Source organism: Citrobacter sp. Ce129 (assembly GCF_030334545.1).
Classification (GTDB): domain Bacteria; phylum Pseudomonadota; class Gammaproteobacteria; order Enterobacterales; family Enterobacteriaceae; genus Citrobacter; species Citrobacter europaeus.
This window is the reverse complement of record NZ_JAOWDS010000058.1, coordinates 1-21,608: the sequence shown is the minus strand read 5'-3', so window position 1 is coordinate 21,608 and position 21,608 is coordinate 1. Positions and strand designations below refer to the sequence as shown.

General features: G+C 50.7%; 19 protein-coding genes, 2 rRNA genes and 1 pseudogene. 10 read left to right on the top strand and 12 right to left on the bottom strand.

The genetic code is table 11. The features are described from left to right. Window positions 1-9: 9 nt before the first annotated feature. Window positions 10-1,431, top strand: a complete 1,422-nt coding sequence (locus tag OGV77_RS09070) for an MFS transporter (protein ID WP_043018876.1) — start codon at window positions 10-12, stop codon at window positions 1,429-1,431. Window positions 1,432-1,497: 66 nt separating this feature from the next. Next, window positions 1,498-2,190: a porin OmpL gene (gene ompL / locus OGV77_RS09065; protein ID WP_043018875.1), complete on the top strand. Its 693-nt coding sequence runs from the start codon at window positions 1,498-1,500 to the stop codon at window positions 2,188-2,190. A 69-nt stretch (window positions 2,191-2,259) separates the two neighbouring features. Here the strand turns inward: ompL and typA are convergent, their stop codons facing one another. After that, on the bottom strand, window positions 2,260-4,083 hold the full coding sequence (gene typA / locus OGV77_RS09060; protein ID WP_008786988.1) for a ribosome-dependent GTPase TypA: 1,824 nt from the start codon (window positions 4,081-4,083) through the stop codon (window positions 2,260-2,262). Window positions 4,084-4,463: 380 nt separating this feature from the next. Between typA and glnA the strand changes: the two genes are divergently transcribed. The 4 genes from glnA (at window position 4,464) to OGV77_RS09040 (ending at window position 8,865) form a co-directional block, all read left to right on the top strand. Next, entirely contained in the window at window positions 4,464-5,873 is a 1,410-nt protein-coding gene (glnA, locus tag OGV77_RS09055; protein ID WP_003028638.1) for a glutamate--ammonia ligase, read from the top strand. Window positions 5,874-6,172: 299 nt separating this feature from the next. Beyond that, window positions 6,173-7,222, top strand: a complete 1,050-nt coding sequence (gene glnL, locus OGV77_RS09050; RefSeq protein ID WP_043018874.1) for a nitrogen regulation protein NR(II) — start codon at window positions 6,173-6,175, stop codon at window positions 7,220-7,222. A gap of 11 nt (window positions 7,223-7,233) precedes the next feature. Then, the gene (gene glnG / locus OGV77_RS09045; protein WP_043018955.1) at window positions 7,234-8,643 is read left to right on the top strand and encodes a nitrogen regulation protein NR(I); all 1,410 of its coding nucleotides are present in this window, start codon (window positions 7,234-7,236) and stop codon (window positions 8,641-8,643) included. 111 nt (window positions 8,644-8,754) lie between these two features. Next, complete coding sequence (locus OGV77_RS09040; protein ID WP_003028631.1) at window positions 8,755-8,865, top strand: YshB family small membrane protein; 111 nt, start codon at window positions 8,755-8,757, stop codon at window positions 8,863-8,865. Between the two features lie 88 nt (window positions 8,866-8,953). Here the strand turns inward: OGV77_RS09040 and hemN are convergent, their stop codons facing one another. The 3 genes and pseudogenes from hemN to OGV77_RS09025 all read right to left on the bottom strand — a co-directional run bounded on the left by hemN (window position 8,954) and on the right by OGV77_RS09025 (window position 11,380). After that, window positions 8,954-10,327 carry an oxygen-independent coproporphyrinogen III oxidase gene (hemN, locus tag OGV77_RS09035; protein ID WP_075145421.1) on the bottom strand — a complete coding sequence of 458 codons (1,374 nt, stop codon included), beginning with the start codon at window positions 10,325-10,327 and terminating at the stop codon, window positions 8,954-8,956. 188 nt (window positions 10,328-10,515) lie between these two features. Further along, a complete protein-coding gene (gene yihI, locus OGV77_RS09030) occupies window positions 10,516-11,025 on the bottom strand; it encodes a Der GTPase-activating protein YihI (protein ID WP_240004100.1) in 510 nt (169 codons plus the stop codon). 106 nt (window positions 11,026-11,131) lie between these two features. Further along, window positions 11,132-11,380 (bottom strand): annotated as a pseudogene (locus OGV77_RS09025) (hypothetical protein). Window positions 11,381-11,589: 209 nt separating this feature from the next. On the opposite strand from OGV77_RS09025, the gene yihA reads away from it, so the two are divergent. After that, window positions 11,590-12,222: a ribosome biogenesis GTP-binding protein YihA/YsxC gene (yihA, locus tag OGV77_RS09020; RefSeq protein ID WP_072033416.1), complete on the top strand. Its 633-nt coding sequence runs from the start codon at window positions 11,590-11,592 to the stop codon at window positions 12,220-12,222. Between the two features lie 228 nt (window positions 12,223-12,450). On the opposite strand, the gene spfP is transcribed toward yihA, so the two are convergent. From spfP to OGV77_RS24835, 3 genes are all read right to left on the bottom strand, one after another. Continuing rightward, complete coding sequence (gene spfP / locus OGV77_RS24840) at window positions 12,451-12,498, bottom strand: small protein SpfP (RefSeq protein ID WP_071892919.1); 48 nt, start codon at window positions 12,496-12,498, stop codon at window positions 12,451-12,453. 166 nt (window positions 12,499-12,664) lie between these two features. Further along, window positions 12,665-15,451: a DNA polymerase I gene (gene polA, locus OGV77_RS09015; protein WP_087050725.1), complete on the bottom strand. Its 2,787-nt coding sequence runs from the start codon at window positions 15,449-15,451 to the stop codon at window positions 12,665-12,667. A 215-nt stretch (window positions 15,452-15,666) separates the two neighbouring features. Further along, window positions 15,667-16,002 carry a hypothetical protein gene (locus OGV77_RS24835; RefSeq protein ID WP_223306705.1) on the bottom strand — a complete coding sequence of 112 codons (336 nt, stop codon included), beginning with the start codon at window positions 16,000-16,002 and terminating at the stop codon, window positions 15,667-15,669. Between OGV77_RS24835 and yihG the strand changes: the two genes are divergently transcribed. After that, entirely contained in the window at window positions 15,887-16,750 is an 864-nt protein-coding gene (yihG, locus tag OGV77_RS09005; protein WP_226792429.1) for a 1-acylglycerol-3-phosphate O-acyltransferase, YihG family, read from the top strand. The genes OGV77_RS24835 and yihG overlap by 116 nt on opposite strands. Window positions 16,751-16,763: 13 nt before the next feature. Here yihG and dsbA read toward each other — a convergent pair whose 3' ends face one another. The 3 genes from dsbA to OGV77_RS08990 all read right to left on the bottom strand — a co-directional run bounded on the left by dsbA (window position 16,764) and on the right by OGV77_RS08990 (window position 18,736). Further along, window positions 16,764-17,387: a thiol:disulfide interchange protein DsbA gene (dsbA, locus tag OGV77_RS09000; RefSeq protein ID WP_003028621.1), complete on the bottom strand. Its 624-nt coding sequence runs from the start codon at window positions 17,385-17,387 to the stop codon at window positions 16,764-16,766. Window positions 17,388-17,403: 16 nt separating this feature from the next. Next, window positions 17,404-18,390, bottom strand: a complete 987-nt coding sequence (locus OGV77_RS08995; protein WP_043018868.1) for a serine/threonine protein kinase — start codon at window positions 18,388-18,390, stop codon at window positions 17,404-17,406. A gap of 76 nt (window positions 18,391-18,466) precedes the next feature. Continuing rightward, entirely contained in the window at window positions 18,467-18,736 is a 270-nt protein-coding gene (locus OGV77_RS08990; protein ID WP_043018867.1) for a YihD family protein, read from the bottom strand. 69 nt (window positions 18,737-18,805) lie between these two features. On the opposite strand from OGV77_RS08990, the gene mobA reads away from it, so the two are divergent. Then, window positions 18,806-19,390, top strand: a complete 585-nt coding sequence (gene mobA / locus OGV77_RS08985) for a molybdenum cofactor guanylyltransferase MobA (RefSeq protein WP_080625908.1) — start codon at window positions 18,806-18,808, stop codon at window positions 19,388-19,390. Then, entirely contained in the window at window positions 19,372-19,890 is a 519-nt protein-coding gene (mobB, locus tag OGV77_RS08980) for a molybdopterin-guanine dinucleotide biosynthesis protein MobB (RefSeq protein WP_087050726.1), read from the top strand. The genes mobA and mobB overlap by 19 nt, the downstream gene beginning before the upstream one ends. A 123-nt stretch (window positions 19,891-20,013) precedes the next feature. Here mobB and rrf read toward each other — a convergent pair. Both rrf and OGV77_RS08970 read right to left on the bottom strand, forming a co-directional pair. Then, a 5S ribosomal RNA gene (gene rrf / locus OGV77_RS08975) occupies window positions 20,014-20,129 on the bottom strand. Between the two features lie 96 nt (window positions 20,130-20,225). After that, window positions 20,226-21,608, bottom strand: a 23S ribosomal RNA gene (locus OGV77_RS08970); the annotation flags it as partial.

Genomic DNA, 21,608 nt, shown 5'->3' with positions numbered 1-21,608 from the left:
GGAGCGATTATGTCTTTTCATGATCCGCTAACGCTAAAACTGAGCCTGCGTGAAAAATTCGCCTACGGAGTGGGTGACTTCGGCTCAAATTTGATGCTGTGTATCGGTACGCTGTATCTGCTTAAATTTTATACCGATGAACTAGGGATGCCGGCGTATTACGGTGGGATTATCTTTTTGGTGGCGAAGTTCTTCACCGCCTTCACTGATATGTTAACCGGTGTATTGCTGGACTCAAGGCGTAACATTGGCGCAAAAGGGAAATTCAGGCCCTTTATTTTGTATGCGTCGTTTCCTGTCGCAGTCGTTGCCAGCGCGCAGTTTTTAGCGACTGATTTTACGCTAACGGTGAAAACCGGACTGGCAACGGTGTTGTTTATGCTGTTCGGTCTGTTCTATAGCCTGATGAACTGCTCCTACGGCGCGATGGTGCCTGCGATCACTAAAAACCCGCATGAACGCGCTCAGCTCGCTGCCTGGCGTCAGGGCGGCGCTACCGTAGGTCTCTTACTGTGTACCGTTGGATTTATGCCAATTCAGGCTCTATTTGTCAGTTCGCCTTCGCTGGGTTATCTGATTGCCGCACTGCTCTTCTCTGTCTGCGGACTGTTCAGTATGTGGTGGTGCTTTAGCGGTGTGAAAGAACGCTATATCGAAATCGTGCCGGATCACCATAAACCCAGTATTCTCAAATCGTTCTGCGCCATTTTCCGTAACCCTCCACTACTGGTGCTATGTGTTGCCAACCTATGCACGCTGGCGGCATTCAACATTAAGCTGGCGATTCAGGTGTATTACACCCAGTACGTACTCAACGATATACATCTGCTGTCGTGGATGGGTTTCTTCAGCATGGGATGCATTCTGGTTGGGGTCTTGCTGGTTCCCACGGCTGTAAAACGCTTCGGTAAAAAACAGGTTTATCTCGGCGGTCTGGCACTATGGGCTATCGGTGATGTGCTGAACTTTTTCTGGGGCGGTACATCATTCTTATTCGTGACGTTCTCCTGTATGGCCTTCTTCGGAACCGCTTTTGTTAACAGCCTGAACTGGGCGCTGGTTCCGGATACGGTCGATTATGGCGAATGGAAAACAGGGATCCGCGCGGAAGGCTCGGTGTATACGGGTTATACCTTTTCTCGCAAAATATCTGCTGCGCTCGCAGGCTTCCTGCCGGGCATCATGCTGACGCAAATCGGTTATATCCCTAACATAGCCCAGAGCGATGCCACCCTGCTCGGTTTGCGTCAGCTTATTTTTCTCTGGCCCTGCGGTCTTGCGATTATTGCAGCACTCACGATGGGCTTCTTTTATAAACTTAACGAAACACGTTTTGCTTTTATTATTGAGGAAATCAGCCAACGGAAGAAAAACAACATCCAACCGGACCCTATTACCAATAAAAAGAATACCTCTGCTGTAAAAGTATAAAAATAATAGCCGCCTATTCCATCCCAATGGATGGCGGCCTCCCTACGCTTAAAAAATGGATTTATCATGAAAAAATTAACGACAATAATTCTCCTATCCTCTGTGGTGTCAACCTCTGCTTTTGCTGGAGTCTATGTAGAAAACCGCGAAGCATATAATCTGGCGTCCGACCAAATGGAAGTCATGCTGCGTGTCGGTTATAACTCCGATATGGGCGCGGGTATCATGCTCACCAACACCTATACTATGCAACGCAAGGATGAGTTAAAACACGGCTATAACGAAATAGAGGGCTGGTATCCATTATTTAAACCGACAGATAAATTAACAATCCAGCCAGGAGGATTAATAAACGATAAGAGTATTGGTTCAGGCGGAGCTGTTTATCTGGATGTTAACTATAAATTTACTCCGTGGTTTAATCTTACCGTGCGGAATCGATATAACCATAATAACTACAGTTCAACTGATTTAAATGGTGATCTGGATAATAATGACACCTATGAAATCGGTAACTACTGGAACTTTACCATTACCGATAAATTCTCCTACACCTTTGAACCGCACTATTTTATGCGCGTCAATGACTTCAATAGCAGCAATGGAAAAGATCATCACTGGGAAATTACTAATACCTTTAAGTATCGTATTAATGAACACTGGCTGCCCTATCTGGAATTACGCTGGTTAGATCGCAATGTTGAGCCCTATCATCGTGAACAAAACCAGATTCGTGTCGGGGCAAAGTATTTCTTCTGATCCTCCTGATGATAAAAAAAGCCGCTGAAATCAGCGGCTTTTTTATGCTTACCTGAGGAAGAGCGTTAATTACTCTTCTTTCGCGCCACGCATTGCACGGCGACGATCGTTTTCAGTCAGGTGACGCTTACGGATACGGATAGAAGTTGGGGTAACTTCTACCAGTTCGTCGTCATCGATGAATTCCAGAGCCTGCTCCAGAGTCATCTTAACCGGTGGAACCAGAACCGTTGCTTCGTCAGTACCAGACGCACGCATGTTGGTCAGTTTCTTACCGGTCAGGCAGTTTACAGTCAGGTCGTTAGAGCGGCTGTGAATACCGATGATCTGGCCTTCGTAAACTTCTGCACCGTGACCCAGGAACAGCTTACCGCGGTCCTGCAGGCTGAACAGTGCGAACGCAACTGCTTTACCCTGGCCGTTGGAGATCAGAACGCCGTTCTGACGCTGACCCACATCACCCGCACGAACGTCGTCGTAGTGGCTGAAGGTGGAGTACAGCAGACCGGTACCGGAAGTCATGGTCATGAATTCTGAACGGAAGCCGATCAGACCACGGCTTGGGATCACGTAGTCAAGACGTACGCGGCCTTTGCCATCTGGATTCATGTTTTTCAGGTCGCCTTTACGCTCACCCAGAGCCTGCATGACAGACCCCTGATGCTGCTCTTCGACGTCCAGCGTTACGTTTTCGAACGGCTCTTGTTTACGGCCATCGATTTCGCGGAAGATTACTTTCGGACGGGAAACCGCCATTTCGAAACCTTCACGACGCATGTTTTCGATCAGAACAGACAGGTGCAGCTCACCACGACCAGATACACGGAACGCATCCGCATCTTCGGTTTCTTCAACGCGCAGGGCAACGTTGTGCACCAGCTCTTTGTTCAGGCGGTCAAGGATCTGACGAGAGGTAACATATTTACCTTCTTTACCACAGAACGGAGAGGTGTTTACGCAGAAGAACATGGTTACGGTCGGTTCATCAACGGACAGAGCCGGCAGCGCTTCGACATTCTGCGGGTCGCAGATGGTGTCGGAGATGTTCAGTTCGCCCAGACCGGTGATCGCGATGATATCGCCTGCTTCGGCAATATCACTCTCAATACGTTCCAGACCCAGATGAGTCAGGACTTTACCGACTTTACCGTTACGGGTTTTGCCTTCGCTATCAATGATAGTGATCTGCTGGTTCGGTTTAACTTTACCGCGTTTGATACGACCGATGCCGATTACGCCAACGTAGTTGTTGTAGTCCAGCTGAGAGATTTGCATCTGCAGCGGGCCATCAAGGTCTACGCTCGGAGCCGGTACGCGATCAACGATGGTCTGATACAGCGGAGTCATGTCTTCAGCCATGTCTTCGTGATCCAGACCTGCGATACCGTTCAGCGCGGAAGCGTAAACGATCGGGAAGTCCAGCTGCTCGTCGGTAGCGTCGAGGTTAACGAACAGGTCGAATACCTGATCAACAACCCAGTCAGGACGCGCGCCAGGACGGTCAACTTTGTTGATAACAACAATTGGCTTCAGGCCATGGGCAAAGGCTTTTTTGGTCACGAAGCGCGTCTGCGGCATCGGACCGTCCATTGCATCCACCACCAGCAGCACGGAGTCGACCATGGACATTACACGTTCAACTTCACCACCGAAGTCGGCGTGCCCCGGGGTATCAACGATGTTGATACGGTAGTCATTCCATTTGATAGCGGTGTTTTTAGCGAGGATGGTAATCCCACGCTCTTTCTCCAAATCGTTGGAGTCCATCACGCGCTCTTGGGTTTCAGCACGTGCATCGAACGTACCGGATTGTTGGAGCAGCTTGTCTACCAGGGTCGTTTTACCATGGTCTACGTGCGCGATGATGGCGATGTTACGCAAATTTTCGATCACAACTTTGCCTCAGGCATTTTAGAAATAGCGCGTTATTGTACACGGATTAATCGCAGTACAAAACAGGATCACAAACATCCTCCGCAAACAAGTATTGCAGAGTTTCTTTGTGATCACATTCACGGAGCGTTAAAAGGGGTAATCTGACATGCTTTGCACCAATATGGTGCTTAATGTTCACATTAAAGCACTATAATGGTGCAATACTACCTTCATGGTGCAGCCCCTTTGCACGATAGTGCGCATGATAACGCCTTTTAGGGGCAATTTAAAAGTTGGCACAGATTTCGCTTTATATTTTTTACGGCGACACGGCCAATTTTTTGCAGAATTGAAGACTTCGTTACCACGACGACCATGACCAATCCGGGAGAGTAAGTATGTCCGCTGAACACGTTTTGACGATGCTGAACGAACACGAAGTGAAGTTTGTTGATTTACGCTTCACTGATACCAAAGGTAAAGAACAGCACGTCACTATTCCTGCTCATCAGGTAAATGCCGAATTCTTTGAAGAAGGCAAAATGTTTGACGGCTCCTCAATCGGTGGCTGGAAAGGCATTAACGAATCAGACATGGTTCTGATGCCAGATGCGTCTACTGCACTCATCGACCCGTTCTATGAAGAGTCTACCTTGATCATCCGTTGCGATATCCTGGAACCAGGTACGCTGCAGGGCTACGACCGCGATCCGCGCTCCATCGCTAAACGCGCTGAAGAGTATCTGCGCTCTACCGGCATCGCAGACACCGTTCTGTTCGGGCCAGAGCCAGAATTCTTCCTGTTTGACGACATCCGTTTCGGCGCGTCTATTTCCGGTTCCCATGTGGCTATTGATGACATCGAAGGCGCATGGAACTCCTCCACCAAATACGAAGGTGGTAACAAAGGTCACCGCCCTGGCGTGAAAGGCGGTTACTTCCCGGTTCCTCCGGTAGATTCTTCTCAGGACATCCGTTCTACCATGTGTCTGATCATGGAAGAGATGGGCCTGGTCGTTGAAGCGCATCACCACGAAGTTGCTACCGCTGGCCAGAACGAAATCGCAACCCGCTTCAACACCATGACCAAAAAAGCGGATGAGATTCAGATCTACAAATATGTCGTTCACAACGTCGCTCACCGTTTCGGTAAAACCGCGACCTTTATGCCAAAACCAATGTTCGGCGATAACGGTTCCGGCATGCACTGCCACATGTCTCTGTCCAAGAACGGCGTAAACCTGTTCTCCGGTGACAAGTATGCGGGTCTGTCTGAGCAGGCGCTGTTCTACATCGGCGGCGTAATCAAACACGCTAAAGCGATCAACGCCCTGGCGAACCCGACCACTAACTCCTACAAGCGTCTGGTCCCAGGCTACGAAGCGCCGGTAATGCTGGCTTACTCTGCCCGTAACCGTTCTGCTTCTATCCGTATTCCGGTAGTTGCTTCTCCGAAAGCGCGTCGTATCGAAGTGCGTTTCCCGGACCCGGCTGCTAACCCGTACCTGTGCTTCGCAGCGCTGCTGATGGCTGGTCTTGACGGTATTAAGAACAAGATCCACCCGGGCGAAGCGATGGACAAAAACCTGTACGACCTGCCGCCGGAAGAAGCAAAAGAGATCCCACAGGTTGCTGGTTCTCTGGAAGAAGCACTGAAAGAACTGGATCTGGACCGTGAGTTCCTGACAGCAGGCGGCGTGTTCACCAATGAAGCGATCGATGCGTACATTACGCTGCGTCGCGAAGAAGATGACCGCGTGCGCATGACTCCGCACCCGGTAGAGTTTGAGCTGTACTACAGCGTTTAATTTAACTTTTACACTCTCACATAAAAACGTGCAGAGGATGTAATAACCAATGGATTTCTTGCTACAGCAAGGCGGCAATTGAGTGAATCCCCGGGAGCTTACATAAGTAAGTGACTGGGGTGAGCGAAAGCAACCAACACAGCTGTAGGGAGAAAGACGAAGGTTTTAGTTGCCGTGGAACTTTTAGCCCATCTCTGGATGGGCTTTTTTCTCCACTAACAACCTGCTTTTTCGCGCTTTTTTGATGTAAAAAGCTATAATGCACTAAATTGGTGCAACACTTTTCAGGAGACTGCTGAATGGCAACCGGCACGCTGCCCGATGCTGGGCAGATCCTCAATTCTTTAATCAACAGCATCTTACTCGTCGACGATGAGCTGGCGGTACATTACGCCAACCCGGCAGCGCAACAGCTGCTCGCCCAAAGCTCCCGCAAACTGTTTGGTACTCCGCTTCCCGATCTGTTGAGTTATTTCTCCTTGAACATCGGGCTGATGCGAGAGAGCCTGGAAGCAGGCCAGGGCTTTACGGATAACGAAGTGACGCTGGTGATAGACAGCCACTCACATATCCTCTCTGTGACCGCTCAGAGGCTGCCTGATGGCCTTATCTTGCTGGAGATGGCGCCAATGGATAACCAGCGCCGTCTGAGCCAGGAACAGCTCCAGCACGCCCAGCAGATTGCCGCCCGCGATCTGGTGCGCGGCCTGGCACACGAAATTAAAAACCCGCTGGGTGGATTGCGCGGCGCGGCGCAACTTCTCAGTAAAGCGCTTCCGGACCCGGCGCTGACCGAATATACCAAAGTCATTATTGAGCAGGCCGACCGCCTGCGTAATCTGGTCGACCGTCTGCTGGGGCCACAACAGCCGGGTATGCACGTCACAGAGAGTATTCACAAAGTGGCGGAGCGCGTGGTGGCGCTGGTCTCAATGGAGCTACCGGAAAACGTCACGCTGATCCGGGATTACGATCCGAGTCTGCCGGAATTACTGCACGATCCGGACCAGATAGAGCAGGTTCTGTTAAATATCGTGCGTAACGCTTTGCAGGCGCTGGGACCGGAAGGCGGCGAAATCGTTCTGCGTACCCGCACCGCGTTTCAGCTCACGCTGCACGGCATGCGTTATCGCCTGGCGGCACGGATTGATGTTGAGGATAACGGTCCGGGTATCCCCTCGCATTTACAGGACACGCTGTTCTACCCAATGGTCAGCGGTCGCGAGGGCGGTACTGGCCTTGGCTTATCCATCGCCCGTAATTTGATTGATCAACATTCCGGCAAAATTGAATTTACCAGTTGGCCGGGTCATACCGAGTTCTCGGTTTACCTGCCTATCAGGAAATAAAGGTGACGTTTATGCAACGAGGAATAGTCTGGGTAGTTGATGACGATAGTTCCATCCGTTGGGTGCTTGAACGTGCGCTCGCAGGGGCAGGGCTAAGCTGTACCACATTTGAAAGTGGTAAAGAGGTACTGGACGCGCTGGCCAGCAAAACGCCGGATGTGCTGTTGTCGGATATTCGCATGCCGGGTATGGACGGCCTGACGCTGTTAAAACAGATTAAACAGCGGCATCCGATGCTTCCGGTCATCATAATGACCGCGCACTCCGATCTGGATGCCGCCGTCAGCGCCTATCAGCAAGGGGCGTTTGATTATCTGCCCAAACCTTTTGATATTGATGAAGCGGTGGCGCTGGTCGAGCGCGCCATCAGTCATTATCAGGAACAGCAGCAGCCGCGCAATGTTCAGATTAACGGCCCCACAACCGACATCATCGGCGAAGCGCCAGCAATGCAGGACGTCTTTCGCATTATTGGTCGCTTGTCCCGGTCTTCAATCAGCGTATTGATTAATGGGGAGTCAGGAACCGGTAAAGAGCTGGTCGCCCATGCGTTGCACCGTCATAGCCCGCGCGTCAAAGCGCCGTTTATCGCGCTGAACATGGCGGCAATCCCGAAAGATTTGATCGAATCTGAGCTGTTTGGCCACGAGAAAGGCGCGTTTACCGGGGCGAATACGATTCGTCAGGGCCGCTTTGAACAGGCAGACGGCGGTACGCTGTTCCTCGATGAAATAGGCGATATGCCGCTGGACGTACAAACGCGTTTATTGCGGGTATTAGCCGATGGACAGTTTTACCGCGTGGGTGGTTACGCACCGGTGAAAGTGGATGTGCGCATTATCGCCGCCACGCACCAAAACCTTGAACTGCGCGTACAGGAAGGCAAATTTCGTGAGGACTTATTCCATCGCCTGAACGTCATTCGGGTACATCTGCCGCCACTTCGCGAACGTCGGGAAGATATCCCACGCCTGGCGCGTCATTTCCTGCAGGAGGCCGCCCGCGAACTGGGAGTAGAAGCCAAGCAATTACACCCGGAAACCGAGGCGGCACTCACCCGTCTGGCCTGGCCTGGAAACGTGCGTCAGCTTGAAAACACCTGTCGCTGGTTAACCGTCATGGCCGCCGGACAGGAAGTACTGATTCAGGACTTACCAACCGAGCTGTTTGAAACCACCGTGCCTGACGCACCGTCACATATGCAACCAGACAGTTGGGCAACCCTGTTGGCACAGTGGGCGGATAGGGCATTACGTTCCGGTCATCAAAACCTGCTTTCTGAGGCGCAACCAGAGTTGGAGCGTACGCTGTTAACCACCGCGCTACGCCATACCCAGGGGCATAAACAGGAAGCTGCACGACTGCTCGGTTGGGGGCGTAATACCTTGACGCGGAAGTTAAAAGAACTCGGTATGGAGTGACAAATCGTCACTGTGTAAAGATTGATTATTAAGCGCAAATTGCTGCTATTTTGCGCTTTACTGTTCCGATGAGTTAAGTATGATCGTGCCCGGCAAACGGGGGAAGTTATCATGCTGGAATCAATGATTAATCTGCTGTCGAGCGGTGCAGTCGAAAGCCATACGCCACAAACTGCGGTTGCCGCAGTGCTGTGTGCAGCGCTGGTTGGGCTGTTCAGCTAGCGGGTTTGTCGGGTGGCGTTTCGCTTAACCGGCCTACGTAGTGAGATTTTGGTAGGCCCGGTAAGCGAAGCGCCACCGGGCAACCCGGTTAAATGACGCGCGAGAATTGCTGCATCCGCGCTTTCTGACGCAGATACGCATCGAAGCACATGCAAATATTACGGATCAGCAGCCGCCCTTTTGGCGTAACCTGAATCCCCTTCTCATTCACATCCACCAGTCCATCTTTCGCCAACGGCGCCAGCAGTTTCAGGTCTTCGGCAAAATAGTCAGCAAAGTTCAGGTCCCATTGCTGTTCCACGGCGGCATAGTCGAGGCGGAAGTTGCAGATCAGGAGCTTAATAACATCCCGACGAATGCAGTCGTCGCGGGTCAGGGCGATTCCGCGCCACAGCGCGTCCCCCTGCTCGTCTACCTGCTGGTAATAGTGCTTCAGCTCTTTCTGGTTCTGCGCGTAGTTGTCGCCAATCATACTGATGGCCGATACGCCCATCCCCAGCAGATCGGTATCCCCCTGGGTGGTATAGCCCTGGAAATTGCGATGCAGAACACCCTCGCGTTGTGCAATGGCCAGTTCGTCATCCGGGCGGGCAAAATGATCCATACCAATAAACTGATAGCCGGTTTCGGTCAGTGACGAGATGGTCTCCTGCAAGATATCCAGTTTCTGCTGCGCGCTGGGCAGGTCGGCATCTTTAATCTTACGCTGAGCGGCAAACAGCGTTGGCAGGTGCGCGTAGTTAAAGACGCTAAGACGGTCTGGATTCAACTCAGCCACGCGTTTCAGGGTAAAGGCAAAACTTTCCGGCGTCTGTTTTGGCAGGCCATAAATCAGATCGATATTTGTTGAGGTAAAACCAATCTCCCGCGCATGATTCAGCAGCGCAAAGATAAACTCCTCATCCTGCTCACGGTTCACCAGGCGCTGAACTTCTTTGTTGAAGTCCTGTACCCCCATGCTCAGGCGGTTAAAACCTTCAGCACGTAAATGATCGAGCACATCCAGCTCAATTTCACGCGGATCCACTTCGATCGAGATTTCGGCATCGTCGTTGAAGTTGAAGTTGCCACGCAGCAACGACATTAAACGGCTGATTTGCGCTTTATTCAGATACGTTGGCGTGCCGCCGCCCCAGTGCAACTGGCTGACATGGCGTCCGGCGAACAGAGGAGCGCGATGAATGATTTCTTGTTCCAGGGCATCGAGGTATTGATCGGCTTTATGCTGCTGGCGCGTCACAATCTTGTTGCAACCGCAGAAGTAGCACAGTTTATGGCAGAACGGGATATGAACGTACAGCGAGAGCGGACGCTCAGGATAACGCGCCACAGCCTTTAGAAATGCTTCAGTGCCGTAGTCTTCAGAAAACTCCAGCGCGGTCGGGTACGAGGTATATCGTGGCCCGGAATAGTTATATTTCTGGATCAGGGCCAGGTCCCAGTCTATTAACTGCTCTGACATGCTCACTCCTTCCGATGGCGTCTCTGGCGGGTACGGCGTACCGACTTAACCCCACTACGGGTGATAAGTCGGTTGCGCAGCCACTTCTGTCGCCGCGACAACCGCTGTAGTTTAACGAATAACCACACCAGATAACATATAACCGGAAGGGTTATAAGCAGGACGGGAAGACCCACGGTGTAAAACCGTTAGTTGCCGCCTTTCAGCAGGCGCATCATGTCTTCCTGTTTTTCTTCCTCTTCCTCTTCTTCCTCGTCATCGTAAGAAAGACCCAGCTTTTGCATCAGTTCATCGATGCGGTCCAGCTTGGCATCAACCCAGGTCTGATCTTCTGCGCTCAGGATTTCTCCTGCTTCAAGACGCTCCAGCAGCGCATCCAGGCGCTCATCCGTTTCCAGTAAATCCAACTCAGCCTGTGGTGAAAGCATAGGTTTCTCACTCTTCGGTTTGTGCTGTTTGGTGACTTTTTCGGTCACGCCTAATGGAATGGGGTTTTTGCTGCCAATACGAGGATCTTTTTGCTTATTTTTGTTTCCACCACCAGATGCGCCTTCGCTACCGGACGCACGGCTACCCGCCGCATGACCACGGTGTTTTTTCTGGCGCTTACGGTCGCGAGCTTCCTGGTTAATTTCTTCGCGTGTTTTACGACGCGCTTTTGCAGGACCTTTACCGCGTGGTGTAGAAGTTGGTTTCATCATGATTCGTCTTTGGCTGTATTTATTCAGTATATAATTGCGCCGGAATCTAGCAGAAATAAAGAAAAAAGGCGACAGAGTAATCTGTCGCCTTTTTTCCTGACTCTCAACCCTTACGGGCTCTACATTCCCTGTTGGCTATCAACACACCCTGTTTTTCCTTTAGCCTGAAACATTCCGTGTTGTTTCCATTTCCTTTTACTAACGTCTCCGGACGTTTGTCTTCCTGACAATCCTGTGTCTTCGCCTCCTGGCGCTCCTGACCCTCATCCTGAGTCGACTATCCTGTCAGCTTCCTCGCTATGGACACTACTTTACCGTTTTGGTTTAAACGTACAAGTAACCTGGGTAACAATTTCGGATTTTAAGAATAGCAGCCTAATGTAACTCTATGATTTGTTTTAGTTCCGTCATTTTTTACTCTGTCATCTCGTATAGAAACTATCGGCAATGTCTCACAAAGTGCGAGGTTTTTACTTACACAGCCCACTCGTCGAAAAACCAGCCTTTTGCTGGGGTTCAGGTATAATCGCTGCAAAGCCCTGATTGATGGAGAGGACTGCTTTGACTAACTTGAATTATCAACAGACGCACTTTGTGATGAGTGCGCCTGATATTCGCCACCTACCTTCCGATACCGGAATAGAAGTGGCTTTTGCTGGCCGTTCCAACGCAGGCAAATCCAGTGCGCTAAATACCCTGACGAATCAAAAAGGTCTGGCGCGTACATCTAAAACGCCGGGTCGTACTCAGCTTATCAACCTGTTTGAAGTCGTTGACGGCAAACGCCTGGTCGATTTGCCAGGATACGGTTATGCCGAAGTTCCGGAAGAGATGAAGCGCAAATGGCAGCGCGCGCTGGCTGAATATCTGGAAAAACGACAGAGCCTGCAAGGTCTGGTGGTGCTTATGGATATTCGTCACCCGCTAAAAGATCTCGATCAACAGATGATCCTGTGGGCAGTTGAGAGCAATGTTCAGGTTCTGGTACTGCTGACTAAAGCAGATAAGCTGGCCAGCGGTGCGCGCAAAGCCCAGTTGAATATGGTACGTGAAGCCGTACTGGCATTTAACGGTGATGTGCAGGTAGAAGCATTTTCATCACTGAAAAAGCTGGGCGTGGACAAACTGCGGCAAAAGCTGGATAGCTGGTTTAGTGAACTGGCACCGGTTGAAGAGATACAGGACGGAGAATAACCCACCGTATTGCCGGATGGCGCCGCTGCGCGTCTTATCCGGCCTACAGATCTTTATTTTTGCTCTAAATAATTCGAGTTGCATAAAGGCGGCGACACAGCGAATCCCCAGGAGCTTACATCAGTAAGTGACTGGGGTGAGTGAGGAAGCCAACGCGTATGCAGCTTGAAGTATGACGAGCAAAATAAAAAACGCCCCAGTCATTACTGACTGGGGCGGCTAAAATATTCAGCCAAATCCGATTACGTGAAGTAAAAGGTCTGAAAGATAGAACATCTTACCTCTGTACCCTACGTGAATAACTTTACTCTTTTTTGAGCAGCTCAGAAAGCACTTTTTGTAATTTTTTTTCATTCCTTACATAGGGAATTCTAATGAACATCACAAAAAGTTCTATCTTATGTTGCTTAGTTACGAAAAAGGGTCGTTATTCAGTAAACCCTTAGTGCGCCTGATCCCAGTTTTCACCACTACCGACTTCCACCAGCAACGGCACGTCAATCTGGGTCTCATTTTCCATCAGTTGGTGGATCTTTTTAGAGACGCTTTCCAGGTCATCTTTATGCACTTCAAACACCAGTTCATCGTGTACCTGCATAATCATGCGCACGCGCGGGTGCTCGGTTTGCAGCCATCCATCCACCGCTATCATGGCGCGTTTGATAATGTCTGCGGCTGTACCCTGCATCGGGGCGTTAATTGCCGCACGCTCGGCACCTGCGCGACGAGCGCCATTACTGGATTTAATATCCGGTAAATAGAGACGACGCCCTTCCAGCGTCTCTACATAACCTTGCTCTTTCGCCTGCGCACGAGTTCGTTCCATATATTCCAGCACGCCAGGGTAGCGTTCAAAGTAGAGGTCCATGTACTTCTGCGCTTCTTTACGCGGAATATTCAACTGGCGCGCCAGACCAAAGGCACTCATCCCGTAGATCAGACCGAAGTTAATGGCTTTCGCGCTGCGGCGTTGTTCACTGGTCACGGAATCCAGCGGTAAGCCAAAAACTTCCGCCGCCGTTGCACGGTGAATATCTTTCCCTTCGGCAAACGCGGTAAGCAGGCCTTTATCACGTGAGAGATGCGCCATGATGCGCAATTCAATCTGCGAGTAGTCCGCAGAGACAATCACATAGCCTTCTGGCGCAATGAATGCCTGACGAATACGACGACCTTCGTCATTTCGTACCGGGATGTTCTGCAGATTTGGGTCCGTTGAAGACAAGCGCCCGGTAGCGGTAACAGCCTGATGATAGGAGGTGTGCACGCGCCCGGTTTTCTTGTTAATCATCAACGGAAGCTTGTCCGTATAGGTTGACTTCAGTTTTGCTAAGCCACGATATTCCAGGATGACTTTCGGCAACGGGTAATCCAGCGCGAGCTCTTCCAGTACCTCTTCCGACGTTGATGGCGCACCACCAGGGGTTTTCTTCAGCGGCTTAATACCCTGCTTTTCAAACAGGATAGTTTGCAGTTGCTTGGTGGAAGAGAGGTTAAACGCTTCTCCGGCGATCTCGTGCGCTTTTTGCTCCAGCTCGTTCAAACGCAGCGTCAGCTCTTCTGAATGCTTGTGCAGAACTGCCGGATCGATTTTCACACCGTTGCGCTCAACGCGAGACAAAACCGGCACCAGCGGCATATCGATATTTTCAAAGACGTTCAGCGGCCCTTTATGCTGCTGCAATTCCGGCCACATCTTCAGATGCAGCTGTAGCGTAACGTCGGCATCTTCCGCAGCGTAACGACCGGCTTCTTCCAGCGCTATCTGGTTAAAGGTCAGCTGGTTTTTGCCCTTTCCGGCGATCTCTTCAAAGGTGATGGTTTTATGTTTCAGCCAGCGGTCAGACAAGCTGTCCATATCGTGTCGGCCAGCGATGCTGTTCAGAATGTAGGATTCGAGCATGGTATCAAAGGTGATGCCGCGCAGCTCGATGCCATAGTTCGCCAGAATACCGCGATCGTACTTCAGGTTTTGCCCGACTTTGTGTGCGTTCTCATCTTCCAGCAGCGGCTTCAGCAGCGCCAGCGCGCGGTCACGAGCGATTTGATCGGGGGCGTCCAGGTAATCGTGGGCAACAGGAACATATGCAGCCACACCCGGTTCAATGGCAAAAGACAGGCCAACCAGATTCGCGGAGATGTTGTCCAGACTGTCAGTTTCAGTATCGAAAGCAAAAACAGGCGCTTTTTTTAGCTTCGCGATCCACTCTTCCAGCGTCGCTTCGTCCAGAATCGTCACATAGTTATCATACGAAAGAACCGTAGCCGGCTCCTCAGGCGTTTCATCGACAACGAGTGTTTCCTGCGGTTTTGTTGCCGGCTTCGTTCCTTTCGCCTGTAGCCATTTACCCGCTTCAACGTCGGTAACCCAACGTTTGAATTCATACTGTTTAAACAGGCCAAGCAGTTCTTCTGCTGCCGGTTGACGGACTTCCAGCTGCTCGCAGGTCAACTCCAGCTCAACATCCGTTTTGATAGTAGCCAATTGATAAGAGAGGTACGCAACCTCTTTATTCTGCTCAAGTTTGCCCGCCATGGTTTTCGCACCACGGAAAGTCAGCCCGGCTATTTTGTCTGGCTCAGCATAGAGGGTATCCAGCCCACCCAGCCCCTGCAGCAGAGCCTGCGCGGTTTTTTCACCTACGCCTGGAACGCCAGGAATGTTATCTGAGGAGTCCCCCATCAGCGCCAGGAAATCGATGATCAGTTCCGGCGGGACGCCGTACTTATTCACCACTTCATCCGGGCCGAGGATCGTATTGGTCATGGTGTTGATCAGGGTGATATTCGGCGTCACTAACTGAGCCATATCTTTATCGCCAGTGCTAATCAGCACCGGACGACCCACCTTCTCTGCTTCCCGCGCCAGCGTACCGATAACATCGTCCGCCTCCACGCCTGATACGGCCAACAGTGGCAACCCCATCGCTTTTACCATCGCATGCAGGGGTTCAATCTGCGCTCGCAGATCGTCCGGCATAGGTGGGCGGTGCGACTTGTAGTGTTCGAATAACTCATCACGGAAGGTTTTACCCTTAGCGTCGAATACCACCGCTGCATGGGTCGGCTGATATTGCAGAATCAAGCTACGCAGCATGTTGAGCACGCCATACATCGCGCCAGTAGGCTCCCCTGCACTGTTAGTCAGCGGCGGGAACGCATGGTATGCGCGATAAAGGTAAGAGGAGCCATCTACAAGGATAAGGGGGTTTTCTGGGATCTGAACCATAATGTCCGTGCCTGTTTATCAGATTATGGGTAAAGGATGCCACAGACAGGATAAAAACATGAGTTTTTCGCCGCATTTGTCGAAAAACTTTTGCAGTTCTTCTGCTTTGCTCGCAAACACGGCTGTGGATAACTTTGTGAATAAATAATTTTCAGTTCTTTAAATATAGCAAGGCAATTAGTGCTTCATTGTATTTATGTATATTTTTCATAATCTTAATTTAGCGCGCAGCATTTTATTCCATTTTTCCAGCTTATATCCTGATGTGGATAGATATTCTCTTTTTTTCTATTCAGGGAAGAGCCATCATTTGGTTCGTTTTCTGATAAAATCAGCCCCTTGCGCCTCTTTAGCGCACTATCTATGGCTAACCTTTTGAATAATTTAATTATGACGAGAATACTCGCTGCGATAACGCTGTTGCTGAGTATCGTATTGACCATATTGGTCACGATTTTTTGTTCTGTGCCGATCATCCTTGCCGGAGTTGTGAAACTCCTTTTGCCCGTTCCTGTCGTCTGGCGCAAGGTTTCCGTGTTCTGTAATTTCATGATGTACTGCTGGTGTGAAGGTCTGGCGCTACTGCTACACCTCAATCCGCGACTGAAATGGGATGTCGAGGGACTGGAAGGTCTTAGCAAGAAAAACTGGTATCTGCTCATTTGTAACCATTACAGCTGGGCCGATATTGTTGTGCTTTGCGTTCTGTTCCGTAAACGCATCCCGATGAATAAATATTTCCTCAAGCAACAGCTGGCCTGGGTGCCCTTTATTGGCCTGGCCTGCTGGGCGCTGGACATGCCGTTCATGAAACGCTATTCGCGTGGCTATCTGCTCCGCCATCCGGAACGGCGCGGAAAAGATGTCGAAACAACACGTCGTTCCTGCGAGAAGTTTCGCGTACACCCGACAACCATTGTGAATTTTGTCGAAGGTTCACGCTTTACCAAAGAGAAACGCGAGCAAACCCGCTCTCCTTATCAAAACCTACTCCCACCCAAGGCAGCCGGTATTGCGATGGCATTGAACGTACTGGGTTCACAGTTCGATAAAATGTTGAACGTCACGTTGTGCTATCCGGAAAACAGTAGCCGACCGTTCTACGATATGTTGAGCGGTAAGCTAACGCGGATTGTCGTGCGGGTGAATCTGGAGCCAATTGATGAAGAGTTGCACGGTGATTACGTGAACGATAAAGGATTCAAGCGTCGGTTTCAGCTCTGGCTAAATACGCTATGGAGTGAGAAAGACGCGCAACTCGACGCGATTAAAGCCTCAAATAAAAAAGCCGGTCAGTGACCGGCTTTTGCTTTTATTTCTGACCAACCAGGTATTTCACGGTATCCGCATACTGTTGTACAAAGATATCCATGCTGCTGGTATCCATGCCCTGCGGATTTACCTGATATTTGCCATTCACGAACATCGCCGGAACGCCCTGCAGCTGTAAATCAGCCGCTGCTTTTTCCTGCTGCGCCACGAGTGATTTCACTACGAAGCTGTTCCATGCCGCATCATAGTCTTCGCCTTTAATACCTGCGTCGACAAACACTTTACGGATATCAGCAACGGACTGAACGGTCTGAGTTTTCTGAACTCCCTCAAACAGCGGAACAGTGACCTGATCTTCAACGCCCAGCGCCATAGCAACCGCCCATGCCTGCGTCAGATCTTTGCCCAAAGGCCCCAGAAACTCGACGTGGTATTTGGTCATCTTGGTGCCTTCCGGCAGTTTTTTCTTCACGTTATCAGAGACGTGAAGCACTTCTTCAAACTGATAGCAGTGCGGGCAGTAGAAGGAGAAGAACTCCAACACTTGCGGTTCACCCGCAACTGGCTTTTCCAGAGTGATGTATTGTTTACCATCCTGGAACTGCGCTGCAGATGCGCTAAAAGCTAAGACCATACCAGCCAGCGCCAGCCATATTTTTTTCATGTTCAAGTTTCTCCGATTAATACATTGGCGTTAATTGTAAGGGGGGCTCTTGCAGAATTTTTGCCTGCTCAATAAAGGTCGCGGTCTGACGATGCCAGTAATCTTCCCCGGTTAACCACGGGAAGTTTTTTGGAAATGCAGGGTCAGCCCAACGTCGAATTAGCCAGGCAAGATAATAAACTAAACGCATAGCGCGTAAAGGTTCTATCAGTCCGATTTCAGAGATGTCGAACTCACTAAACTCTTCATAAGCCTCGATAATGGTTTCAAGCTGCATACGTTGTTCAGCTTTATCGCCATTGAGGAGCATCCATAAATCCTGAACGGCTGGACCATTGCGGGCATCATCTAAATCGACAAACATCGGGCCATCGCGCCACAGGATATTACCGGCATGACAATCACCGTGCAGGCGTAACGTGGCAAAACGTGTATGCCAGCGTTCGGTAACGACCGCGATAAGTGCATCTGTCGCCTTCAGGAAGGCCGCCTTTTGCCCTGATGGGATCAGCTGCGCGTGCTCAAAAAGTTTACGCGGCTCAGTCAGGTACTCTTCAAGACCTATCGTCGGGCGGAAGGCAAAATTATGCTTACCTCCGGTCTGATGCATACGCCCCAGATAGCGCCCCACCGCCTCCATTTGATCGATATTGTCGGCCTCAAACTGCCTTCCGCCGACGCTAGGGAAGATCGCATAATGAAAACCCTGATGGCTTAACAGCGTTTGGCCGCTGAATACCAGCGGAGCAGCTACCGGGACTTCATCGCTTACCAGTTCCAGAGCAAACTGGTGCTCTTCCTGGATCTGATCGACAGACCAACGTTCAGGGCGATAAAACTTAACGACAAAGCGTCGACGGTCTTCGTCCTGGAATTGATAGACACGGTTTTCATAGCTGTTAAGCGGGGTAAGCCCGGAGTCCACCCGGATCCCCTGCTCAAACAGTGCATCCATGATGGTATCCGGGTGTAGCGTCTGGAAATTAAAAGCGTTGTCGTTCATCCCATCATCCGGAAAATACTACGAATGATTCAGGATATCATTTCGCAGCGCTTTCGGTGGCGGCGATTACAAGCTTTTACTCTTTAATTACGCCACGTGCGCGGAGTAGTGCGGTTTTAAAATCTTCTTCATAATCTTTCTGAATACCTGGAATGGCCGCATCTTTCGCCGAGTCACGCATTTTCAGGTGATAGATCAGAATGTCATCAGTTAAATCCGCCAGTTCGCCGTCAAAACCTGACTCTTGCGCCAGTTTCTGTAAAAATTGCATCAGGTTAAGATCGGGTTCCTTTTGCCAGGCAGGCTGGAGGAGTTCAATAACTTCATTCAGACGTTTACATTTCATGGTTGTGCTCCTTAGGCTCAATACAGATACGTTAGCAGGGTCAATCCCACATTAAAAGAGGCGATATCAGTGATTCTGGATAGTGCAATAACAGGGGTTGTGCTGGCTGGCGGTAAGGCCAGACGGATGGGGGGAACCGATAAAGGTCTGCTTGAACTGGACGGTAAACCTCTTTGGCGGCATGTGGCCGATACCCTCGCTTTGCAGGTCGAAACCGTGGTGGTTAACGCCAATCGCCACCGGGATATTTACCAGCAAAGCGGCCTGAAAGTTATCCCCGATTCATTGGCCGATTTCCCTGGCCCACTGGCCGGGATGCTATCGGTATTCCTGCAGCAAACGGGGGAGTGGTTTTTGTTCTGCCCGTGCGATATGCCCTATATTCCTCATGATCTGGTTACACGTTTGAAGGAACAGCGCAAAACCGCACCCGTTGTCTGGGTGCACGATGGGGAAAGAGATCACCCGACCATTGCGCTGATGCACCGCTCCATGCAGCCCTTGTTACAGGATTATCTTCAGTCCGGTGAAAGGCGCGTCATGGTCTTTATGCGCCAGGCTGGCGGTCATGCTGTGGATTTCAGCGATCGCAAAGATGCGTTCGTGAACGTGAATACCCCTGAAGAACTCGCAAAATGGCAGGACAAATCATGATCCCATTACTCGCTATAGCAGCATGGAGCGGAACGGGGAAAACCACGCTGCTCAAAAAATTAATTCCGGAGCTACGTGCCAGAGGTATTCGTCCCGGATTGATTAAGCATACCCATCACAATATGGATGTCGACACGCCCGGCAAAGATAGCTTTGAGCTACGCAAAGCAGGTGCAGCACAAACGCTGGTCGCCAGCCAACAACGCTGGGCGTTAATGGTAGAGACGCCGGAAGAGCCCGAACTGGATTTAGCGTACCTGGTAAGCAGGATGGATGCATCAACGTTGGATATGGTGTTGGTTGAGGGTTTTAAGCATGAACCTGTTGCTAAGATCGTGCTTTTTCGCGACGGTTGCGGGCACAGTCCGGAAGAATTGGCGATAGACGAATATGTTATCGCGGTTGCCAGTGATGTTCCGCTGGCGCTGGATGTTCCATTGTTAGATATCAACGATATACAGCAACTTACTGATTTTATTACGCAATGGGTAAGGCAGTAACTGTGGTATTGCCTGATGCGCTGCGCTTATCAGGCCTGCAAAACACGTTCAGTCCGGCGGTTTTCACTCCGTACAGACGCAAAAAAGCCCATCCGTCAGGATGGGCTTCTTCACTTGTTTGATGCCTGGCAGTTCCCTACTCTCGCATGGGGAGACCCCACACTACCATCGGCGCTACGGCGTTTCACTTCTGAGTTCGGCATGGGGTCAGGTGGGACCACCGCGCTACAGCCGCCAGGCAAATTCTGTTTATCAACACACCTCTTGGGCATGTCGATGTAATCTGTATCAGGCTGAAAATCTTCTCAAATCCGCCAAAACATCTTCGGCGTTGTAAGGTTAAGCCTCACGGTTCATTAGTATCGGTTAGCTCAATGTATCGCTACACTTACACACCCGACCTATCAACGTCATAGTCTTTAACGTTCCTTCAGGAGACTTAAAGTCTCAGGGAGAACTCATCTCGGGGCAAGTTTCGTGCTTAGATGCTTTCAGCACTTATCTTTTCCGCATTTAGCTACCGGGCAATGCCATTGGCATGACAACCCGAACACCAGTGATGCGTCCACTCCGGTCCTCTCGTACTAGGAGCAGCCCCCCTCAATTCTCCAGCGCCCACGGCAGATAGGGACCGAACTGTCTCACGACGTTCTAAACCCAGCTCGCGTACCACTTTAAATGGCGAACAGCCATACCCTTGGGACCTACTTCAGCCCCAGGATGTGATGAGCCGACATCGAGGTGCCAAACACCGCCGTCGATATGAACTCTTGGGCGGTATCAGCCTGTTATCCCCGGAGTACCTTTTATCCGTTGAGCGATGGCCCTTCCATTCAGAACCACCGGATCACTAAGACCTGCTTTCGCACCTGCTCGAGCCGTCACTCTCGCAGTCAAGCTAGCTTATGCCTTTGCACTAACCTCCTGATGTCCGACCAGGATTAGCTAACCTTCGTGCTCCTCCGTTACTCTTTAGGAGGAGACCGCCCCAGTCAAACTACCCACCAGACACTGTCCGCAACCCGGGTAACGGGTCTACGTTAGAACACCAGCCATTAAAGGGTGGTATTTCAAGGTTGGCTCCACGCAGACTGGCGTCCACGCTTCAAAGCCTCCCACCTATCCTACACATCAAGGACCAGTGTTCAGTGTCAAGCTATAGTAAAGGTTCACGGGGTCTTTCCGTCTTGCCGCGGGTACACTGCATCTTCACAGCGAGTTCAATTTCACTGAGTCTCGGGTGGAGACAGCCTGGCCATCATTACGCCATTCGTGCAGGTCGGAACTTACCCGACAAGGAATTTCGCTACCTTAGGACCGTTATAGTTACGGCCGCCGTTTACCGGGGCTTCGATCAAGAGCTTCTCCTTACGGATAACCCCATCAATTAACCTTCCGGCACCGGGCAGGCGTCACACCGTATACGTCCACTTTCGTGTTTGCACAGTGCTGTGTTTTTAATAAACAGTTGCAGCCAGCTGGTATCTTCGACTGATTTCAGCTCCATGGGTAAACCACTTCACCTACATATCAGCGTGCCTTCTCCCGAAGTTACGGCACCATTTTGCCTAGTTCCTTCACCCGAGTTCTCTCAAGCGCCTTGGTATTCTCTACCTGACCACCTGTGTCGGTTTGGGGTACGATTTCGTGTTACCTGATGCTTAGAGGCTTTTCCTGGAAGCAGGGCATTTGTTACTTCAGCACCGTAGTGCCTCGTC

Bases quoted from the DNA above. Each gene is read 5' to 3' on its own strand.
- OGV77_RS09070 (WP_043018876.1), top strand. From the start codon at position 10: ATGTCTTTTCATGATCCGCTAACGCTAAAACTGAGCCTGCGTGAAAAA.
- ompL (WP_043018875.1), top strand. From the start codon at position 1,498: ATGAAAAAATTAACGACAATAATTCTCCTATCCTCTGTGGTGTCAACC.
- glnA (WP_003028638.1), top strand. From the start codon at position 4,464: ATGTCCGCTGAACACGTTTTGACGATGCTGAACGAACACGAAGTGAAG.
- glnL (WP_043018874.1), top strand. From the start codon at position 6,173: ATGGCAACCGGCACGCTGCCCGATGCTGGGCAGATCCTCAATTCTTTA.
- glnG (WP_043018955.1), top strand. From the start codon at position 7,234: ATGCAACGAGGAATAGTCTGGGTAGTTGATGACGATAGTTCCATCCGT.
- OGV77_RS09040 (WP_003028631.1), top strand. From the start codon at position 8,755: ATGCTGGAATCAATGATTAATCTGCTGTCGAGCGGTGCAGTCGAAAGC.
- hemN (WP_075145421.1), bottom strand. From the start codon at position 10,327: ATGTCAGAGCAGTTAATAGACTGGGACCTGGCCCTGATCCAGAAATAT.
- yihI (WP_240004100.1), bottom strand. From the start codon at position 11,025: ATGAAACCAACTTCTACACCACGCGGTAAAGGTCCTGCAAAAGCGCGT.
- polA (WP_087050725.1), bottom strand. From the start codon at position 15,451: ATGGTTCAGATCCCAGAAAACCCCCTTATCCTTGTAGATGGCTCCTCT.
- OGV77_RS24835 (WP_223306705.1), bottom strand. From the start codon at position 16,002: ATGAAATTACAGAACACGGAAACCTTGCGCCAGACGACAGGAACGGGC.
- dsbA (WP_003028621.1), bottom strand. From the start codon at position 17,387: ATGAAAAAAATATGGCTGGCGCTGGCTGGTATGGTCTTAGCTTTTAGC.
- OGV77_RS08995 (WP_043018868.1), bottom strand. From the start codon at position 18,390: ATGAACGACAACGCTTTTAATTTCCAGACGCTACACCCGGATACCATC.
- OGV77_RS08990 (WP_043018867.1), bottom strand. From the start codon at position 18,736: ATGAAATGTAAACGTCTGAATGAAGTTATTGAACTCCTCCAGCCTGCC.
- mobB (WP_087050726.1), top strand. From the start codon at position 19,372: ATGGCAGGACAAATCATGATCCCATTACTCGCTATAGCAGCATGGAGC.